The organism is Oceanobacillus zhaokaii, from assembly GCF_003352005.1.
Classification (GTDB): Bacteria; Bacillota; Bacilli; order Bacillales; family Amphibacillaceae; genus Oceanobacillus; species Oceanobacillus zhaokaii.
Genome location: NZ_CP024848.1, coordinates 2,077,618 through 2,092,494, shown reverse-complemented (window position 1 = coordinate 2,092,494; position 14,877 = coordinate 2,077,618). Strand labels below are relative to the sequence as shown.

General features: G+C 36.5%; 18 protein-coding genes. 17 read left to right on the top strand and 1 reads right to left on the bottom strand.

Annotated features, from left to right (window positions below):
- Positions 1-6: 6 nt before the first annotated feature.
- The 16 genes from ndk (at position 7) to CUC15_RS10585 (ending at position 13,342) form a co-directional block, all read left to right on the top strand.
- Positions 7-453: a nucleoside-diphosphate kinase gene (gene ndk, locus CUC15_RS10660; protein WP_114916638.1), complete on the top strand. Its 447-nt coding sequence runs from the start codon at positions 7-9 to the stop codon at positions 451-453.
- Positions 454-511: 58 nt separating this feature from the next.
- Entirely contained in the window at positions 512-1,285 is a 774-nt protein-coding gene (locus tag CUC15_RS10655; protein ID WP_114916637.1) for a CheR family methyltransferase, read from the top strand.
- 128 nt (positions 1,286-1,413) lie between these two features.
- Positions 1,414-2,583, top strand: coding sequence for a chorismate synthase (gene aroC / locus CUC15_RS10650; protein WP_114916636.1), 1,170 nt, complete (start codon positions 1,414-1,416; stop codon positions 2,581-2,583).
- Entirely contained in the window at positions 2,583-3,656 is a 1,074-nt protein-coding gene (gene aroB, locus CUC15_RS10645) for a 3-dehydroquinate synthase (protein ID WP_114916635.1), read from the top strand. Before aroC ends, aroB begins: the two co-directional genes overlap by 1 nt.
- Complete coding sequence (aroH, locus tag CUC15_RS10640; RefSeq protein WP_114916634.1) at positions 3,653-4,027, top strand: chorismate mutase; 375 nt, start codon at positions 3,653-3,655, stop codon at positions 4,025-4,027. The genes aroB and aroH overlap by 4 nt, the downstream gene beginning before the upstream one ends.
- Positions 4,024-5,121 (top strand): prephenate dehydrogenase, encoded by a 1,098-nt coding sequence (locus CUC15_RS10635; RefSeq protein WP_114916633.1) that lies wholly within the window; start codon positions 4,024-4,026, stop codon positions 5,119-5,121. The genes aroH and CUC15_RS10635 overlap by 4 nt, the downstream gene beginning before the upstream one ends.
- 38 nt (positions 5,122-5,159) lie before the next feature.
- Positions 5,160-6,449, top strand: coding sequence for a 3-phosphoshikimate 1-carboxyvinyltransferase (gene aroA, locus CUC15_RS10630; protein ID WP_114916632.1), 1,290 nt, complete (start codon positions 5,160-5,162; stop codon positions 6,447-6,449).
- Positions 6,450-6,979: 530 nt separating this feature from the next.
- Positions 6,980-8,251 (top strand): tetratricopeptide repeat protein, encoded by a 1,272-nt coding sequence (locus CUC15_RS10625; protein ID WP_114916631.1) that lies wholly within the window; start codon positions 6,980-6,982, stop codon positions 8,249-8,251.
- 31 nt (positions 8,252-8,282) lie between these two features.
- Positions 8,283-8,801 (top strand): ReoY family proteolytic degradation factor, encoded by a 519-nt coding sequence (locus CUC15_RS10620; RefSeq protein WP_114916630.1) that lies wholly within the window; start codon positions 8,283-8,285, stop codon positions 8,799-8,801.
- Between the two features lie 120 nt (positions 8,802-8,921).
- Positions 8,922-9,374 (top strand): YpiF family protein, encoded by a 453-nt coding sequence (locus CUC15_RS10615; RefSeq protein WP_114916629.1) that lies wholly within the window; start codon positions 8,922-8,924, stop codon positions 9,372-9,374.
- Positions 9,375-9,577: 203 nt separating this feature from the next.
- Positions 9,578-10,090: a QcrA and Rieske domain-containing protein gene (locus CUC15_RS10610; protein ID WP_114916628.1), complete on the top strand. Its 513-nt coding sequence runs from the start codon at positions 9,578-9,580 to the stop codon at positions 10,088-10,090.
- A gap of 6 nt (positions 10,091-10,096) precedes the next feature.
- Entirely contained in the window at positions 10,097-10,771 is a 675-nt protein-coding gene (gene qcrB / locus CUC15_RS10605; protein ID WP_114916627.1) for a menaquinol-cytochrome c reductase cytochrome b subunit, read from the top strand.
- Positions 10,772-10,787: 16 nt separating this feature from the next.
- The gene (locus CUC15_RS10600) at positions 10,788-11,564 is read left to right on the top strand and encodes a menaquinol-cytochrome c reductase cytochrome b/c subunit (RefSeq protein WP_114916626.1); all 777 of its coding nucleotides are present in this window, start codon (positions 10,788-10,790) and stop codon (positions 11,562-11,564) included.
- A gap of 125 nt (positions 11,565-11,689) precedes the next feature.
- A complete protein-coding gene (gene lhaT, locus CUC15_RS10595; protein ID WP_114916625.1) occupies positions 11,690-12,265 on the top strand; it encodes a lipoprotein heptaprenylglyceryl N-acetyltransferase LhaT in 576 nt (191 codons plus the stop codon).
- Positions 12,266-12,331: 66 nt separating this feature from the next.
- Positions 12,332-12,589, top strand: coding sequence for a sporulation protein YpjB (locus CUC15_RS10590; RefSeq protein WP_242985832.1), 258 nt, complete (start codon positions 12,332-12,334; stop codon positions 12,587-12,589).
- 63 nt (positions 12,590-12,652) lie between these two features.
- Entirely contained in the window at positions 12,653-13,342 is a 690-nt protein-coding gene (locus tag CUC15_RS10585; protein WP_114916624.1) for a zinc metallopeptidase, read from the top strand.
- A 122-nt stretch (positions 13,343-13,464) separates the two neighbouring features.
- Here the strand turns inward: CUC15_RS10585 and CUC15_RS10580 are convergent, their stop codons facing one another.
- Positions 13,465-14,337: a YitT family protein gene (locus CUC15_RS10580; RefSeq protein WP_114916623.1), complete on the bottom strand. Its 873-nt coding sequence runs from the start codon at positions 14,335-14,337 to the stop codon at positions 13,465-13,467.
- 195 nt (positions 14,338-14,532) lie between these two features.
- Here CUC15_RS10580 and CUC15_RS10575 point away from each other — a divergent pair, with 195 nt between their 5' ends.
- Entirely contained in the window at positions 14,533-14,877 is a 345-nt protein-coding gene (locus CUC15_RS10575; protein ID WP_423241381.1) for a nucleotide pyrophosphohydrolase, read from the top strand.

The window sequence follows — 14,877 nt, the reverse complement described above, 5'->3', positions numbered from 1 at the left end:
GTTCAAATGGAAAAAACATTTGTAATGGTCAAACCAGATGGGGTACAGCGTAATTTGATAGGGCAAATCACTAACCGCTTTGAAAAGAAAGGATTCCAGTTAGTTGGGGCAAAACTAATGGTAATTTCGACTGAACTTGCTGAAACACATTATGCTGAACACAAAGAGAAAGCTTTCTTTGGCGAATTAGTAGAATTTATTACTTCTGGACCAGTTTTTGCTATGGTTTGGGAGGGAGACAATGTTGTTAATACCTCCCGTAATTTAATCGGAAAGACCAATCCTTCCGAAGCAAGTCCAGGTACAATCCGCGGTGACTTTGGTGTCATTGTTGACAAGAACATTATTCATGGTTCAGACTCTTTAGAGAGTGCTGAAAGAGAAATTAATTTATTTTTTAAACAAGACGAGCTTATTTCATACGAGAAGCAAGAAAGCGCTTGGATATATTAATAATTGCCCCCGTTTTAATCAACGGGGGCTTTTTAAGCTAAGAAAGAGGAGCACGAAAATGGAAGATGAATACATCCAATTTATAAAAAAGGTAAAGCTTAAAGTAGGTGTTGACCTAAGTTTATATAAAGAAGCACAGATGAAAAGGCGGATCACGACCTTAAGGGATAAGCGGGGTTATACTAATTTTACTACCTACTATAATGCAATTATAAAAGAACCTGAACTGCTAGATGAATTTGTGGATCGGTTAACGATTAATGTTTCTGAATTTTTCCGTAATCCTAAACGCTGGGAAGTGCTAAAAGAGACAATAATACCAAAATTATTGACAAATAAGCGATCCTTAAAAATTTGGAGTGCGGCATGTTCAACAGGTGAGGAACCATACAGTCTGGCGATAATGTTGAAAGAAAATTTCCCAACAGTTAACTATAATATTATTGCTACTGATTTAGACGAGATTGCTTTATCCAAAGCTAAGCAAGGAATCTATGCAGAACAAGCATTAAAAGAAGTTCCGAAACACTATAAACTTAAATATTTCAGTGAAGTGAACAATCAGTACCAAATTAATTCATCACTAAAAAAAGAGATCACTTTTAAAAAGCATAATTTATTGGCGGATAAGTATCCTGCAAATATTGATCTTATCGTCTGTCGTAATGTATTAATTTATTTTACAGATGAAGCAAAGGAATTAATATATCATAATTTTAGTGATGCATTGATAGATGATGGCGTTCTATTTGTTGGCAGTACGGAACAAATCTTTGTTCCTGCAAAGTATAATCTAGGTATTGTCGATACATTTTTCTATCAAAAGTTATAAGAAATTACATAATTAGACGGATAGTTTGAATAAATACAATTATATACAATATTTTTTTCAGAAAGTTTCACCAAAATGTTTTGAATTATGCTATAGTAATTAGAAAAACCTTAAAAGGAGAATGTAAATTGCGTTACTTAACAGCAGGGGAATCACATGGCAAACAATTAACAACAATTATTGAAGGTATTCCAGCAAGGATGCCCATCATAAAAGAGAACATCAATGATTCTTTATTAAGGAGACAGCAAGGGCATGGTCGTGGTAAACGAATGCAAATCGAGAAAGATTTAGTTGAAATTACGAGCGGCATTCGTCATGGCTATACATTAGGTTCTCCTATCTCACTCGTAATAAATAATGACGATTTTAAGCATTGGACAGATATTATGGGTGAAGATCCAATTGATGAGGATACAAAAGTTCGCAGGGTTATCACGAAGCCAAGACCCGGACATGCAGATTTAAATGGGGCATTGAAGTACGGGCATCGTGATATGCGAAATGTATTAGAAAGATCCTCTGCTCGTGAGACTGCTGCTCGAGTTGCGGCTGGTGCAGTGGCAAAGACATTGTTAAAACAGCTAGGGATAGAAGTTTGTGGGTATGTGAAAGAGATTGGCGGCATTCGTGCAGAAGAAGTAACTTCACTTACAATGGAAGAACGAATCCAAATTTCACAGAATTCTCCGGTAATGGTGCTGGATAAGAATGTAGAACAAGCAATGATGGATAAAATTGACGAAACGAAAAAAGTAGGCGATTCAATCGGTGGCGTATGTGAAGTATACGTTGAAGGGATGCCCGCTGGAATTGGTTCCTATGTCCATTATGACCGAAAACTTGATTCACGGATTGCAGGAAGTGTTGCAGGCATCAATGCTTTTAAAGGTGTTGAATTTGGGATCGGTTTTGATGCTGCAAGATTGAATGGTAGTGAAGTACATGATGAAATTGCTTGGGATGAAGCTAGAGGATATTACCGAACCTCAAATCGCCTCGGCGGGTTTGAAGGTGGTATGACTACAGGAATGCCAATTGTTGTAAGAGGTGTAATGAAGCCTATTCCGACATTGATGCTAAAGCCACTTCAAAGTGTTGATATCGATACTAAGGAACCATTCAAAGCAACTGTGGAACGTTCCGATGCATGTGCAGTGCCAGCAGCATCTGTTGTGATGGAGCATGTTGTTGCCTTCGAATTAGCAAGAGCAATTACAGAACAATTCCCTAGCGATCAATTTCCAACACTTAAGAAAGCGATAGATGAATACCGTGAAGAGATTAGGTGCTTCTAATGGAGGAAATCGAAGTCACATCAAGTTCCCATTCTTACAAAATTATTATTGGTGAAAAGATTCGCTTTCGACTTAAATTATTTCTGCCAAAAGAATATTCATCTATTTTTATCATTTCTGATGAGATGGTAGCTCCTTTATACATTGATGAAATAAGGAGTAACTTTACTAGGGAAAAGATTTTTCAAACAATACTGCCACCCGGAGAACAAACTAAAAGCATCGAAACTTTTTATAGCGTACATACAGCTGCAATTAATGCTGGGTTAGACCGGAATTCCTTGATTATTGCATTAGGAGGCGGAGTTGTCGGCGATCTCGCCGGATTCGTTGCTGCAACTTATATGCGAGGAATAGATTATATTCAAATTCCAACAACGATCCTTGCGCATGATAGTAGTGTTGGTGGAAAAGTGGCAATTAACCATGAACTAGGAAAAAATTTAATTGGCAGCTTTTATCCACCGAGAGCAGTAATTTATGATGTTGAAACATTACAGTCTCTCAGTGCCCGTGAAATTCGCTCAGGCTATGCTGAACTTGTGAAGGAAGCTCTTATTGCAGATCAGAATTTTTTTAACACGCTTATCAATACTGATATTCAGCAAGTGACAGCAAAGGAACTCCAATCCCATCTTTCCCTTGGAATCAAAATCAAAGCAGATATTGTTCAAGAAGACGAGAGGGAGTCAGGTGTCCGGATGTATCTTAATCTTGGACATACACTGGGTCATGCCCTCGAGGCGGAAATGGGATATGGAAAGCTAACGCATGGAGAGGCAGTTGCAATTGGTCTACTATTTACACTCCATGTTAGTGAAAATATGTTTTCTAAGCAAATCGCATATAAACCACTAATTGAATGGTTAAAAGAAAACAATTACCCACTTAAGCTTCAGCGATTAGACGATAACGCATTATTGAATAAAATGAAATCAGATAAAAAGACAGTAAATAGCAAAATAAAAATGGTTCTACTAGATGATATTGGTAGTCCACTAGTGAAAGAGTTAAGTGATCAGGAAATACTTGATTCCTTACATTCATTTAATAGAAAGTTGGTGACCGAATGAGTCGTGGTGTTAGAGGAGCTACAACTTGTACAGCAAATGATGAAAAACAGATGATTAGAACTACAAAGGTATTAGTTGAAGAAATGATAGATAAGAATAGTATTGATCCAACAGATGTTTCCCACGTGTTTATTTCGGTTACAAAGGACTTGACAGCAACCTTTCCCGCAAAGGCGTTACGAGAAATCCCAGGATGGACGTATGTGCCTGTTATGTGTATGGCAGAAATAGATGTTGATAACAGTTTACCCGCATGCATCCGCATTATGATGGTTGTCAACACCGACAAACCACAGCACGAAATCAAACATATTTTTCACAATGAAGCAATTAAATTAAGACCAGATTTAATTAAGGGTGAATTACGTTGAGAAGAACTGTAGTGATTGCGGGACTTGGTTTAATAGGTGGTTCATTGGCAAAAAGCATAATGAAATCAGAAGAAAATTATGTTATTGGCTATGATGTTAATCAAGATTCATTAGAGTTTGCAATATTAAATGGGATTGTCCACGAGACTTCGACATCCTTTACGGAATCTGTACAGGATGCAGATATCGTTATTTTAGCGGCACCAATATCCGAATCCATTCAGTTAATAGGAAAATTAAATGAATTGCAGCTCTCAAAAGAGATGATTGTATCAGATGTTGCTTCTGTAAAAAGTTCCATTATTAATGCAGCATCGTCATTGACTAATGATAAAATTAGCTTTATCGGCGGACATCCAATGGCTGGTTCCCATAAAAGAGGAATCAGCGCTGCTAAAGCACATTTATTTGAAAATGCAACTTATGTATTAACCCCTTCTATTCGCAGTACAGAGGAAAAGGTAGAAATCCTTAAAGACGTATTAAAAAATACGAGAAGTAAATTTATTGTTTTAAGTCCTGATGAGCATGATGAAATGACAGGAGTTGTGTCCCATTTTCCACATTTGATTGCCTCTTCTTTAGTTCATCAAGCGAGAAAGTGGGGGGATACACATTCATATCTTCCGAATCTTGCAGCAGGTGGTTTTCGTGATATTACAAGAATAGCTTCAAGTAATCCAGAATTGTGGCAAGACATCTTCTATCATAATCGTGAAAAAATGTCAGTGCTGTTAGAAGAATGGATTCAAGAGATGATTGATTTAAAAATACTAGTAGATAACAATAAGAAGAATGATATGATTACATACTTACAAAATGCTAAGAATTATCGCGATGGTCTGCCTAGTAAAGATAAAGGTGTCATCCCTTCTTTTTATGATGTGTATGTTGACATTAAAGACCAAACAGGTGCTATTGCAGCAGTTGTACAACTTTTAGCAGATCAGCAGATCAGCATTAAAAATATTGAAATCTTGGAAATGCGAGAAGGAATAACAGGTGTCTTGAGATTGAGCTTTTATTCTAAAGAAGCACAAGCGGAAAGCTCGATATTCCTACAAAATAATGGGTTTGACACAACGATTTTATAATGAGAGTATAATTTGAACTGAAAAAGGAAGTGGTCATGATGGCAACGCATGTATTAGCACCTTTTAATAAACCTTTGCTTGGGGAATTGGAAATTCCGGGTGATAAATCTATTTCTCATCGCGCAGTAATTCTCGGTTCCATTGCAAATGGGACAACAAAGGTATCTAATTTCTTAGATGGCGAAGACTGTATGCGGACCGTTAAAGCATTTCAATTAATGGGTGTATCCATTGAAAAACAAGAATCAACTGTAATTATTGATGGTAAGGGTTCTAATGCATTACAGGAACCATTAGAGCCTTTATACTTTGGTAATTCCGGAACAACGACAAGATTAATGTTAGGAATTCTTGCTGGCTTACCATTTTTCACTACTGTTTACGGTGATGCATCGCTTACGGAGCGCCCAATGGATCGGGTAATTGATCCACTAAGAGAGATGAACGCTACAATCGATGGCAGAAAAGCTGGGAGTTATTTGCCACTTTCCATTAAAGGAAACTCTTTACAAGGAATTACCTATACACTTCCGGTTAAAAGTGCGCAAGTGAAGTCAGCTATATTATTGGCTGGTTTATTTGCTAATGGTGAAACGAAAGTAATTGAAAATACACCAACCCGTAATCATACCGAAAACATGTTACAAGCATTTGGGGCAGCCATATCATCTGATGGAAGTGAAACGACAATCACAAACATCCAGACATTAACTGCCACAAATGTATATGTACCTGGAGATATCTCATCTGCTGCATTCTTTCTAGTGGCTGGTGCAATTGTTCCAGGTAGTAAACTAACCCTGAAAAACGTTGGCTTAAATCAAACGCGTACAGGGATAATAGATGTGCTTCTTACAATGGGGGCTGATTTACAAATTACAAATCAACAGGTAAGTGGCGGGGAAGAATTTGGTGATCTCACTATTACGTATAAAGAACTTAATAGCATCGTTATCCAAGGTGAAATTATACCTCGTTTAATCGATGAGATTCCTGTTCTTGCATTATTAGCTACCCAAATCGAAGGAACCACTGTCATTCGCGATGCAGAAGAACTTCGAGTGAAAGAAACAGATCGTATTAATGCTGTTGTAGACGTTTTAACGACGCTTGGAGCTAATATTGAAGCAACAGATGACGGAATGGTCATCCATGGAAAAACCACGCTTACAGGTGGTGAAATCAAGTCCTATAATGATCATCGTATTGCAATGATGGGAGCAATCGCATCATTAATTGCAAAAGATGATGTTGAAATTGATGATGATTCTTCCATTTACATTTCCTATCCAAACTTTTTCGAACATTTAAAGGAAATTACTGTCTGATTATAGAAGAGCTTACTATTAATAGTAAGTTCTTCTATTTATATTTGCCGATTAAATATCGCTTGCTATATAGATTTGGGATGAACTAGTTTGGAGTGAAGAGAACTCACGGGCCAGTCGCTCCAGAAATACACTTCGCGCACCTTAGGGCAGCAAGGTGAGCCTACTCGTGCTGTCAAACTTCGTTGTCTCACCTAGGTTCTGTTTCCCGCAGGAGTCTTCGTGTATTTCTTCCGCTGGGGATTGTGCATTAACTAAAAATGCAAACCTACTAATGATCGTAATTGATTTAGCACAAGGAATGGAGATTCCTGTAAATAGAACCGCCATCCAGATTTGAGATCACAATTTTTTCTAGTTAACAAATAAATGCTTATTATCTTTCGCTATATAAAGCAACTGCTTTTTTGAAAACAGCTTATCTACTAGAACAGAAACCAATATCTTTTCATAATTAACATTGTATATTACAATTAAGTAGTGTTATTTAGATTGGCATTAGTACCCGTCTATTAGGAAAGGATGTTTTGATGGATACCATTATGGAAGCTGTACAATTATTTGAAAATAATGAAGCTGAAAAAGCATTGAAGCTTTTAAGACAACATATTGAAATTGCATCTGATGATGAAAAATTTACGATTGCACAGCTATATTTGCAATTGGGATTTTTACAAGAAGCAAGAGATTTATTAACAGAGCTATTAGAAATATATCCGGATGAAAGTGAGCTGAAGCTTACAATTTCGGAGGTTTTTATTGAACTAGAAGATGATGAATCGGCGATAAATCTATTAGTGGGAATTAAAGAAGAGGATGAATTATATGTTCAAGCATTACTTCAATTAGCTGATTTATATCAATCACAAGGATTATTTGAAGTAGCTGAACAAAAATTGCTTATCGCAAAACAGCTGGAACCAAATGAAGAAATCATTGATTTTGCACTTGCTGAGTTATACTTCTCAATTGGAGAGTATAAGAAAGCTATTTTATATTATGAAAAGGTTGATACGAAAGAAATTGTTGCTGTTTCAATAGATGACCGATTAGGTGAAGCATATGCAGCTGCGGGGGAATACGAAAAGGCATTAAGCTATTATAAAGAACATGAAAACGAGGATCCTGAACGTCTATTTAGATATGGTATTACAGCATATCAAGCGGAACGAACGGATATTGCGATAAAAGCCTGGGAGCATGTAATCGACCTCGATCCGTATTATCATACTGTTTATTATCAGCTGGCAAGAGCATATGAGGAAGAAGGAAGACCAGAGGAAGGTTATGCTATCTCAAAAAGAGGAATTCAGATAGACGAGTTCAATAAAGAATTACTTTTACAGGCTGCAACATTTGCACATCAATTTGGTGAGGATAAACAAAGTGAAGAATTTGCGCGAAATGCTGTCGCACTTGACACTGATTATAAAGAAGCAGTGCTGTTTTTAATTGAACTATTCAAAAAACAAATGAATTATCATGCAATTATCGATCTATTGTTAGAAATTAAAAAGTCAGATGCAGATGATCCACTATATGAATGGGAATTAGCGAGAGCATATAATGAAATTGATTCCTATGACCATGCATTAAATCATTATAAAGAAGCATATAATACTCTAAGCCAGGATAGTGACTTCGTGAAGGAATATGGATACTTTCTAACAGAAGAAGGGAGGATAGGAGAAGCGATTCCGATTTTTGAATCTTATTTACTATTACAACCTTTAGATGGGGAAGTCGAGGAATTTGCAAATCGATTAAAATTATCAAGAAATGATGATTCTCCATATGCTTAAAGTAAGTAATATATAAAGGGAGGAAGAAGTGATGAATACTCCTAATTCTATTAATGATAAAAAAGGCTTTATTCAGTGGTTTTTAAATCATTATCAGTTAAAGAAACGAGAAAGCGTCTGGATTTTAAATTATTTAGTAAATCATAAGGAAATATTAACTAATGTACATTTTGTACAGGATGTGAAATTTACTCCCAGGGGTATCGTGATGACAGCCCATTGTTCTGATGAAGTGCCCTTTCGCTTCTATAAGAATCAATTAGTGACCACGGACGCCGAGAAATCCTTTCATGATATTCGCTTAAATCAGCAAGAAGATTTATATATTCAGCTAAATTTCAAAAATGCGAATCAAAATGCTTACTATGCGTCTATTATGGAGGAAAATCCCTTTATACCTGATGACTATTTTATTACAAAGAGGGAAAGAGATATTGCGAAACAAATATTAGACAAAACCGTTTTTGATTATAAGCGAAAAATACTTTTAAAAGAAATCGATCAGGCATTAGATGAAATGGATCAAGAGAAATTTATCACCCCTGTCTAATCAGCTTCCATATACTTGAAAAAGGTTTCTTTATTCAACCTAAATTGCAGAGGCAATAGGTTGATTTTTTTTTTGCCAAATTGAGATACTATTTTTAAGATAGAAGGGGGGATTCATTAAATGAGGTGGAGAAGTTCAGATTTAAATCAGTATGAAAATGCAAAGCAATACGTAGATACGATTATTATTCCCTGCATGCCATTTCACATGGATGCCAATTCAGAGAAACTAGCATTTCAAAATGAACTTCTAACTATATTTGCTAGTGAGATAGAGAAGGTGCTTGCAGGCAGAGTAATGCTAATGCCTACATATTCTTATTTAAAATCAGCAGAAAAAGAAGCGGAAATAAGGCGAATTAATGCTTGGATTACAGACATAAAAAAGCAGCCCTTTACCAGCATTTTTCTACTAACATTAGATGCAGCTTGGAAAAAGAATGAACAGGCACTAGATGGACACTTGCTTTGGTTACCATCTGTCCAATCAGGTAATCTTCAATCAAATGAAATGAAAGCAGTAATTCGTGATCAAGTTAATCAAATCATAGAATTAATTCGTTCCTATTGGTAGGATAATTTATCTTTAAATCTACTAGCAACTTCTATTGCGAAGGGTTTCACTAGTAATCTCTCTTTTCAGACAATATCAGGCAATTATTTAGTTTAAAGGATGGATATTTATTGACCGAATAAATAGATTGCGCTATCATGGTATTGTCCTAGTAATCTGAAATATTTGAGTAACCGTGATTAACGTAAAGAGGGGGGAAAGTCATGAGCAAAGAGAAACAACAAGTTTCCCGTAGACAGTTTCTAAATTATTCACTTATGGGTGTTGGGGGATTTATGGCAGCTGGATTACTTGTTTCTCCAATTCGCATGGCGATTGATCCAGTTCTAAAGAAATCAGATTCTGGTGATTATGCAAATGTCGGCTTATCTGTTGACGATATTACGACAGAGCCACAACGTGTTGATTGGACGATTGAGCAAGTAGACGGATGGTATGAATCTGAACCAAGTAAAACAGCATGGGTATATAAGGATGATGATGGTGAAATTGTAGCATTATCACCAATCTGTACACATCTGGGCTGTGTTGTATCATGGGAAGGGAGCGAGCAATACCCTGAGCAATTTTACTGTCCGTGTCATGATGGGCGCTATGAAAAGGACGGAACGAACATACCTGGTACACCTCCATTAGCTCCGTTAGCTGTTTATGAACAAAAAGTGGAAAATGGGATATTGTTTTTAGGTAATGCGATTGATAGAAAGGGGGCGTAATCACTCATGTTACAGAAAATTTATGACTGGATTGATGAACGAATAGATATTACGCCGATTTGGCGTGATATTGCGGACCATGAAGTACCCGAACATGTTAATCCAGCCCACAATTTTTCTGCATTTGTCTATTGTTTTGGCGGTTTAACATTTTTCGTCGTAGTAATACAAATTCTTTCTGGAATGTTCTTGACAATGTATTATGTTCCAGATATTGAGAATGCATGGAAATCTGTTTATTACTTACAATCAGAAGTTGCCCACGGGCAAATTGTTAGGGGCATGCATCACTGGGGAGCTAGTGTTGTTATCGTTATGTTATTATTACATACTTTACGCGTATTTTTCCAAGGGGCATATAAGAAACCACGTGAACTTAACTGGATTGTTGGGGTATTAATTTTCTTTGTAATGCTTGGTTTAGGCTTTACAGGTTATTTATTGCCTTGGGATAATAAAGCCTATTTCGCAACACAGGTTGGTCTGGAAATTGCTGAACAGGTTCCATTTATCGGTACCGAGCTTAAGACTCTTTTAGCTGGTGATGCAACAATTGTTGGGGCACAGACGTTAACAAGATTCTTTGCTATTCATGTATTTTTCTTACCAGCTGCTTTATTTGCACTACTCGCAGTACATTTTATTCTAATTCGTAGACAAGGTATTTCTGGACCACTATAAAAAGGAGGGGAAAGCGATGCATAGAGGAAAAGGTATGAAATTTGTTGGGGATTCTCGGATCAAAGCTGAGAAAACATCACAAATACCAAAAGACTATTCCGAATATCCTGGTAGAACAGAAGCGTTTTGGCCCAACTTTTTATTAAAAGAATGGTTAGTAGGTGCTGTGTTTTTAGTTGGATTCCTTATTTTAACATTAGCACATCCTTCTCCATTAGAGGGAATGGCTGATCCTACAGATGCAGCCTATATACCATTGCCAGATTGGTACTTCTTGTTCTTATATGAACTTTTAAAATACAAATATGCCAGTGGTGATTTTATTTTATTCGGTATTCTTGTACTTCCTGGACTAGCATTTGGAGCACTACTCTTGGCACCATTTTTAGACAATGGTCCTGGAAGAAGACCACATCAACGTCCAATTGCAGTAGGTATGATGTTACTAGGATTAGTATCTGTAATCTGGTTAACATACACTTCTGCGTCACATGTTAATTGGCAAGAGCGAGCAGAAGCAAACAAACCGATTCCCGAGAGCTCCGTTGTTGTTGACACAGAGCATGAAGGTTTCGCTGCTTATGAGGCAAGCTGTATGACATGTCATGGTGCAGAGTTAGAAGGTTCTGCAGCAGCGCCAACTCTAGTTGGAACCGAACATTCTGCCGAGGAAATTGCAACAATCGCTAAAGAAGGTATTGGTGCAATGCCAGCAGGAATTTTTACAGGTTCTGATGAGGAACTAGAGCAATTAGCAGATTTCATTATTACAGTAAACGAATCTGCCGAGTAAAAACAACTTCCTATTCTTTCACTCACATAGGAAAATTGGATATTAAAAAAACACCTTTGCCACTTGGTTGGTGAAGGTGTTTTTTAACGATATATGTGAACATTCTAAATAAGGCAGGTTAAAAGATGATACGATACATACTTCTTGATAAACGCTTCTTACTTTGCTTATTTATCATTAATTTATTTGGAACAATTTATGGATATATGTGGTATTGGGGACAATTAGCAATTACTCCGGATATCTTCTTGCCATTTGTTCCTGATAGTCCAACCGCTAGTCTTTTTTTTACTATCTTTCTTCTATTCTTTATATTTGATAAACATGTTCCATATATTGAGGCACTGGCAGTCACTACATTATTTAAATACGGAATATGGGCTGTAGTAATGAATCTGCTAACCTTAATTATTGAGGGGTCACTTAGCTGGCAAGGTTATATGTTAATGGCTTCGCATGCGGGAATGGCGATTCAAGGCTTACTCTATGCCCCGTTTTACAAAATTAAACTTAGGCATATTGCAATTGCAGCAATTTGGGTATTACATGATGTCGTGATCGATTATGTATTTGGTATGATGCCCAACTATTCCGTGCTTTCAAACTTTATGGGAGAAATTGGATACTTTACATTTTGGTTAAGTATTTTATCAATATTAATTGCCCACTTCCTTACCGTTAGAAACAAAGCACAGAATTAGTTCTTGTTATAAATGTTTAAATACCTTCATACATTTATTAAATAAGATGTATGTGAGGTGATTTCTTTGGTAAAAAGAAGAAGGCTTTATCTTTTATTACCACTCGTCATTCTCATAGTGATAATGGCAATAAATGCCATTCCAGTATATGCAAACCCGCAACAAACGGTTGCTGTATCCGAAAACAACTCAGAGTGGGCAACATTTATTTACTCGTCATTAATCATTGCTGGACTAATAATTAGTACATTATCGTATGTAAGTTGGAGAAAATATAAAGGGAAACGCAAAAGAGAGCAAAACAACGACAAAATGGTTGACTAATAGCGCAAATTTGACTAAAATTGACCTTAATAAATCTTTTCGAAATTATATGGAGGAATGTACATGTTTGGTAGTTTAGGCGGCTATTTGATTTATATTGCGATTTTAATGATCATTCCAATTTGGGCGCAATCAAGAGTAAAAAGCACATATAAAAAGTACTCTAAAAAAGCAACCTCATCACAAATGAATGGTGCTGAAGTAGCACGAAAGATTCTTGATGATAATGGCTTATATGATGTATATATTGAAGAAACAAGAGGGTTGTTATCAGACCATTATGATCCAAGAAAGAAAGTTGTTCGACTCTCGAGTGACATATACCATGGTCGTTCAATGGCTTCCTCAGCAGTTGCTGCGCACGAAGTAGGGCATGCAATCCAAGATGAACAAGGTTATGCTTTCTTACGATTTCGGACTGCATTAGTACCAGTTGCAAATATTGGTTCAAACCTTTCATTTGTCTTTATCTTAGCCGGTCTCTTTTTCGGAATGACAGAAATGTTTCTATTAGGAATCATCTTTATGGCTGCTGCAGTATTATTCCAGCTAGTAACACTGCCAGTTGAGTTTGATGCCTCTAATAGAGCGATGGGGCAATTGGTTTCTTCTGGGGTTATTCGAAATAACGAAGAACGCGAAACAAAAAAGGTACTGAATGCTGCAGCAATGACATATGTAGCAGCTGCATTAACAGCTTTAGCAGAACTTGTTCGTTTTATCTTAATGTTTGTTGCATCAAATGATGATTAAATGAACAAAAGCTTAAAGCTAGTTTAGCGACTTACACGGCGCCCCGTAGGTTGGGGTGGTTCGACGTGTCGAACATTCCTGCGCAGGAGATAAAAAGGGATGACAGCTGTCATCCCTTTTTATTATTCTCTTATCGGCTTTTTATTCTCATCCAATGTAAATCCTTCCCCAAGTACATCATGTACAGTTGTAACAGCAACAAATGCATGTGGGTCAATTTGATTAATGATACTTTTCAGATGGACAATTTCATTTCGAGCAACAATACAATAAAGTACCTCTCGTTTTTCTCCAGAATAGCTCCCACGTCCATCTAAAACCGTAACACCTCTATCCATTTTAGTTAGAATTGTTTTAGCCAATTCATCACTTCGATTGGATATAATCATCGTACCCTTTGCTGAATAGGCCCCTTCTTGAAGAAAATCAATGACTCTAGCTCCTATGTATACTGCGACTAGCGTATACATCCCTTGATTTAACTCCAAAATAACGAAGATGGAAGTAGTAATAACAATAAGGTCAAAGAGGAACATTGTTCTTCCCATACTCCAGCCAGCATATTTATTAACGATTCTTGCTATGATATCTACTCCACCAGTTGTTCCGCCAAATCTGAAGATAATTCCTAGACCAACTCCGATAAATACACCGGCAAAAAGAGCTACAAGTGTCATATCATTTTGCAAGTTAATCGGAAATTGATATTTTTGAAATATACTCAAGAAAACTGATACGGCGACAGTTCCAATTATTGTGTATAGAAATGTAGACCTTCCAAGAAATTTCCAGCCAATGAAAAATACAGGGATATTCAATACAATATTCATGACTGCTGGATCCCAGCCCCATAAGAAATAAAATAATAATGTTATCCCAGTAAATCCTCCTTCACTTAAGTTGTGCTGCATATTAAAGTGAACAATACCAAAGGAAAAGATAGCCGAACCTAAGAGAATAAATAAAATATTTTTAAGTTTTAATCCAAAAAGCATTTGGGAACCTCCCTATTAATCGACAAAAATTTATACAAAGTCCTTTCTTATTATAATCGCTTTGGATAATAATAACAATTCATTCCATTATTAACTGGAAATGGTTCGTATATATAACAAAATGCAGAAGAAAAAATTTGTCAAAATACAATACATTCGCTAACATGAAGATAGAATCTAATTCATGGAGGAGTAATTATCATCGATAAACCATTATATAATACTGTAGATATTCAAAAACGGGTTGATGATTATATTTCGCAATTTAAAGAAGGTTATTTCTCGCCATTAAGCTTAATGGCTAGAATGACGGAGGAAATTGGCGAGCTTGCTCGAGAAGTAAATCACTATTATGGCGAGAAACCAAAGAAATCAACCGAAGTTGAGAAAACGGTGGAGGAGGAGCTTGGGGATATTATTTTTGTCCTTACATGCTTTGCAAACTCACTGGATATTGATCTTTCACAGGCATTTAACCTAGCAATGACAAAGTTTGAAACGAGAGATAAGGATCGTTGGACACGTAAAGAAGATTCTTAA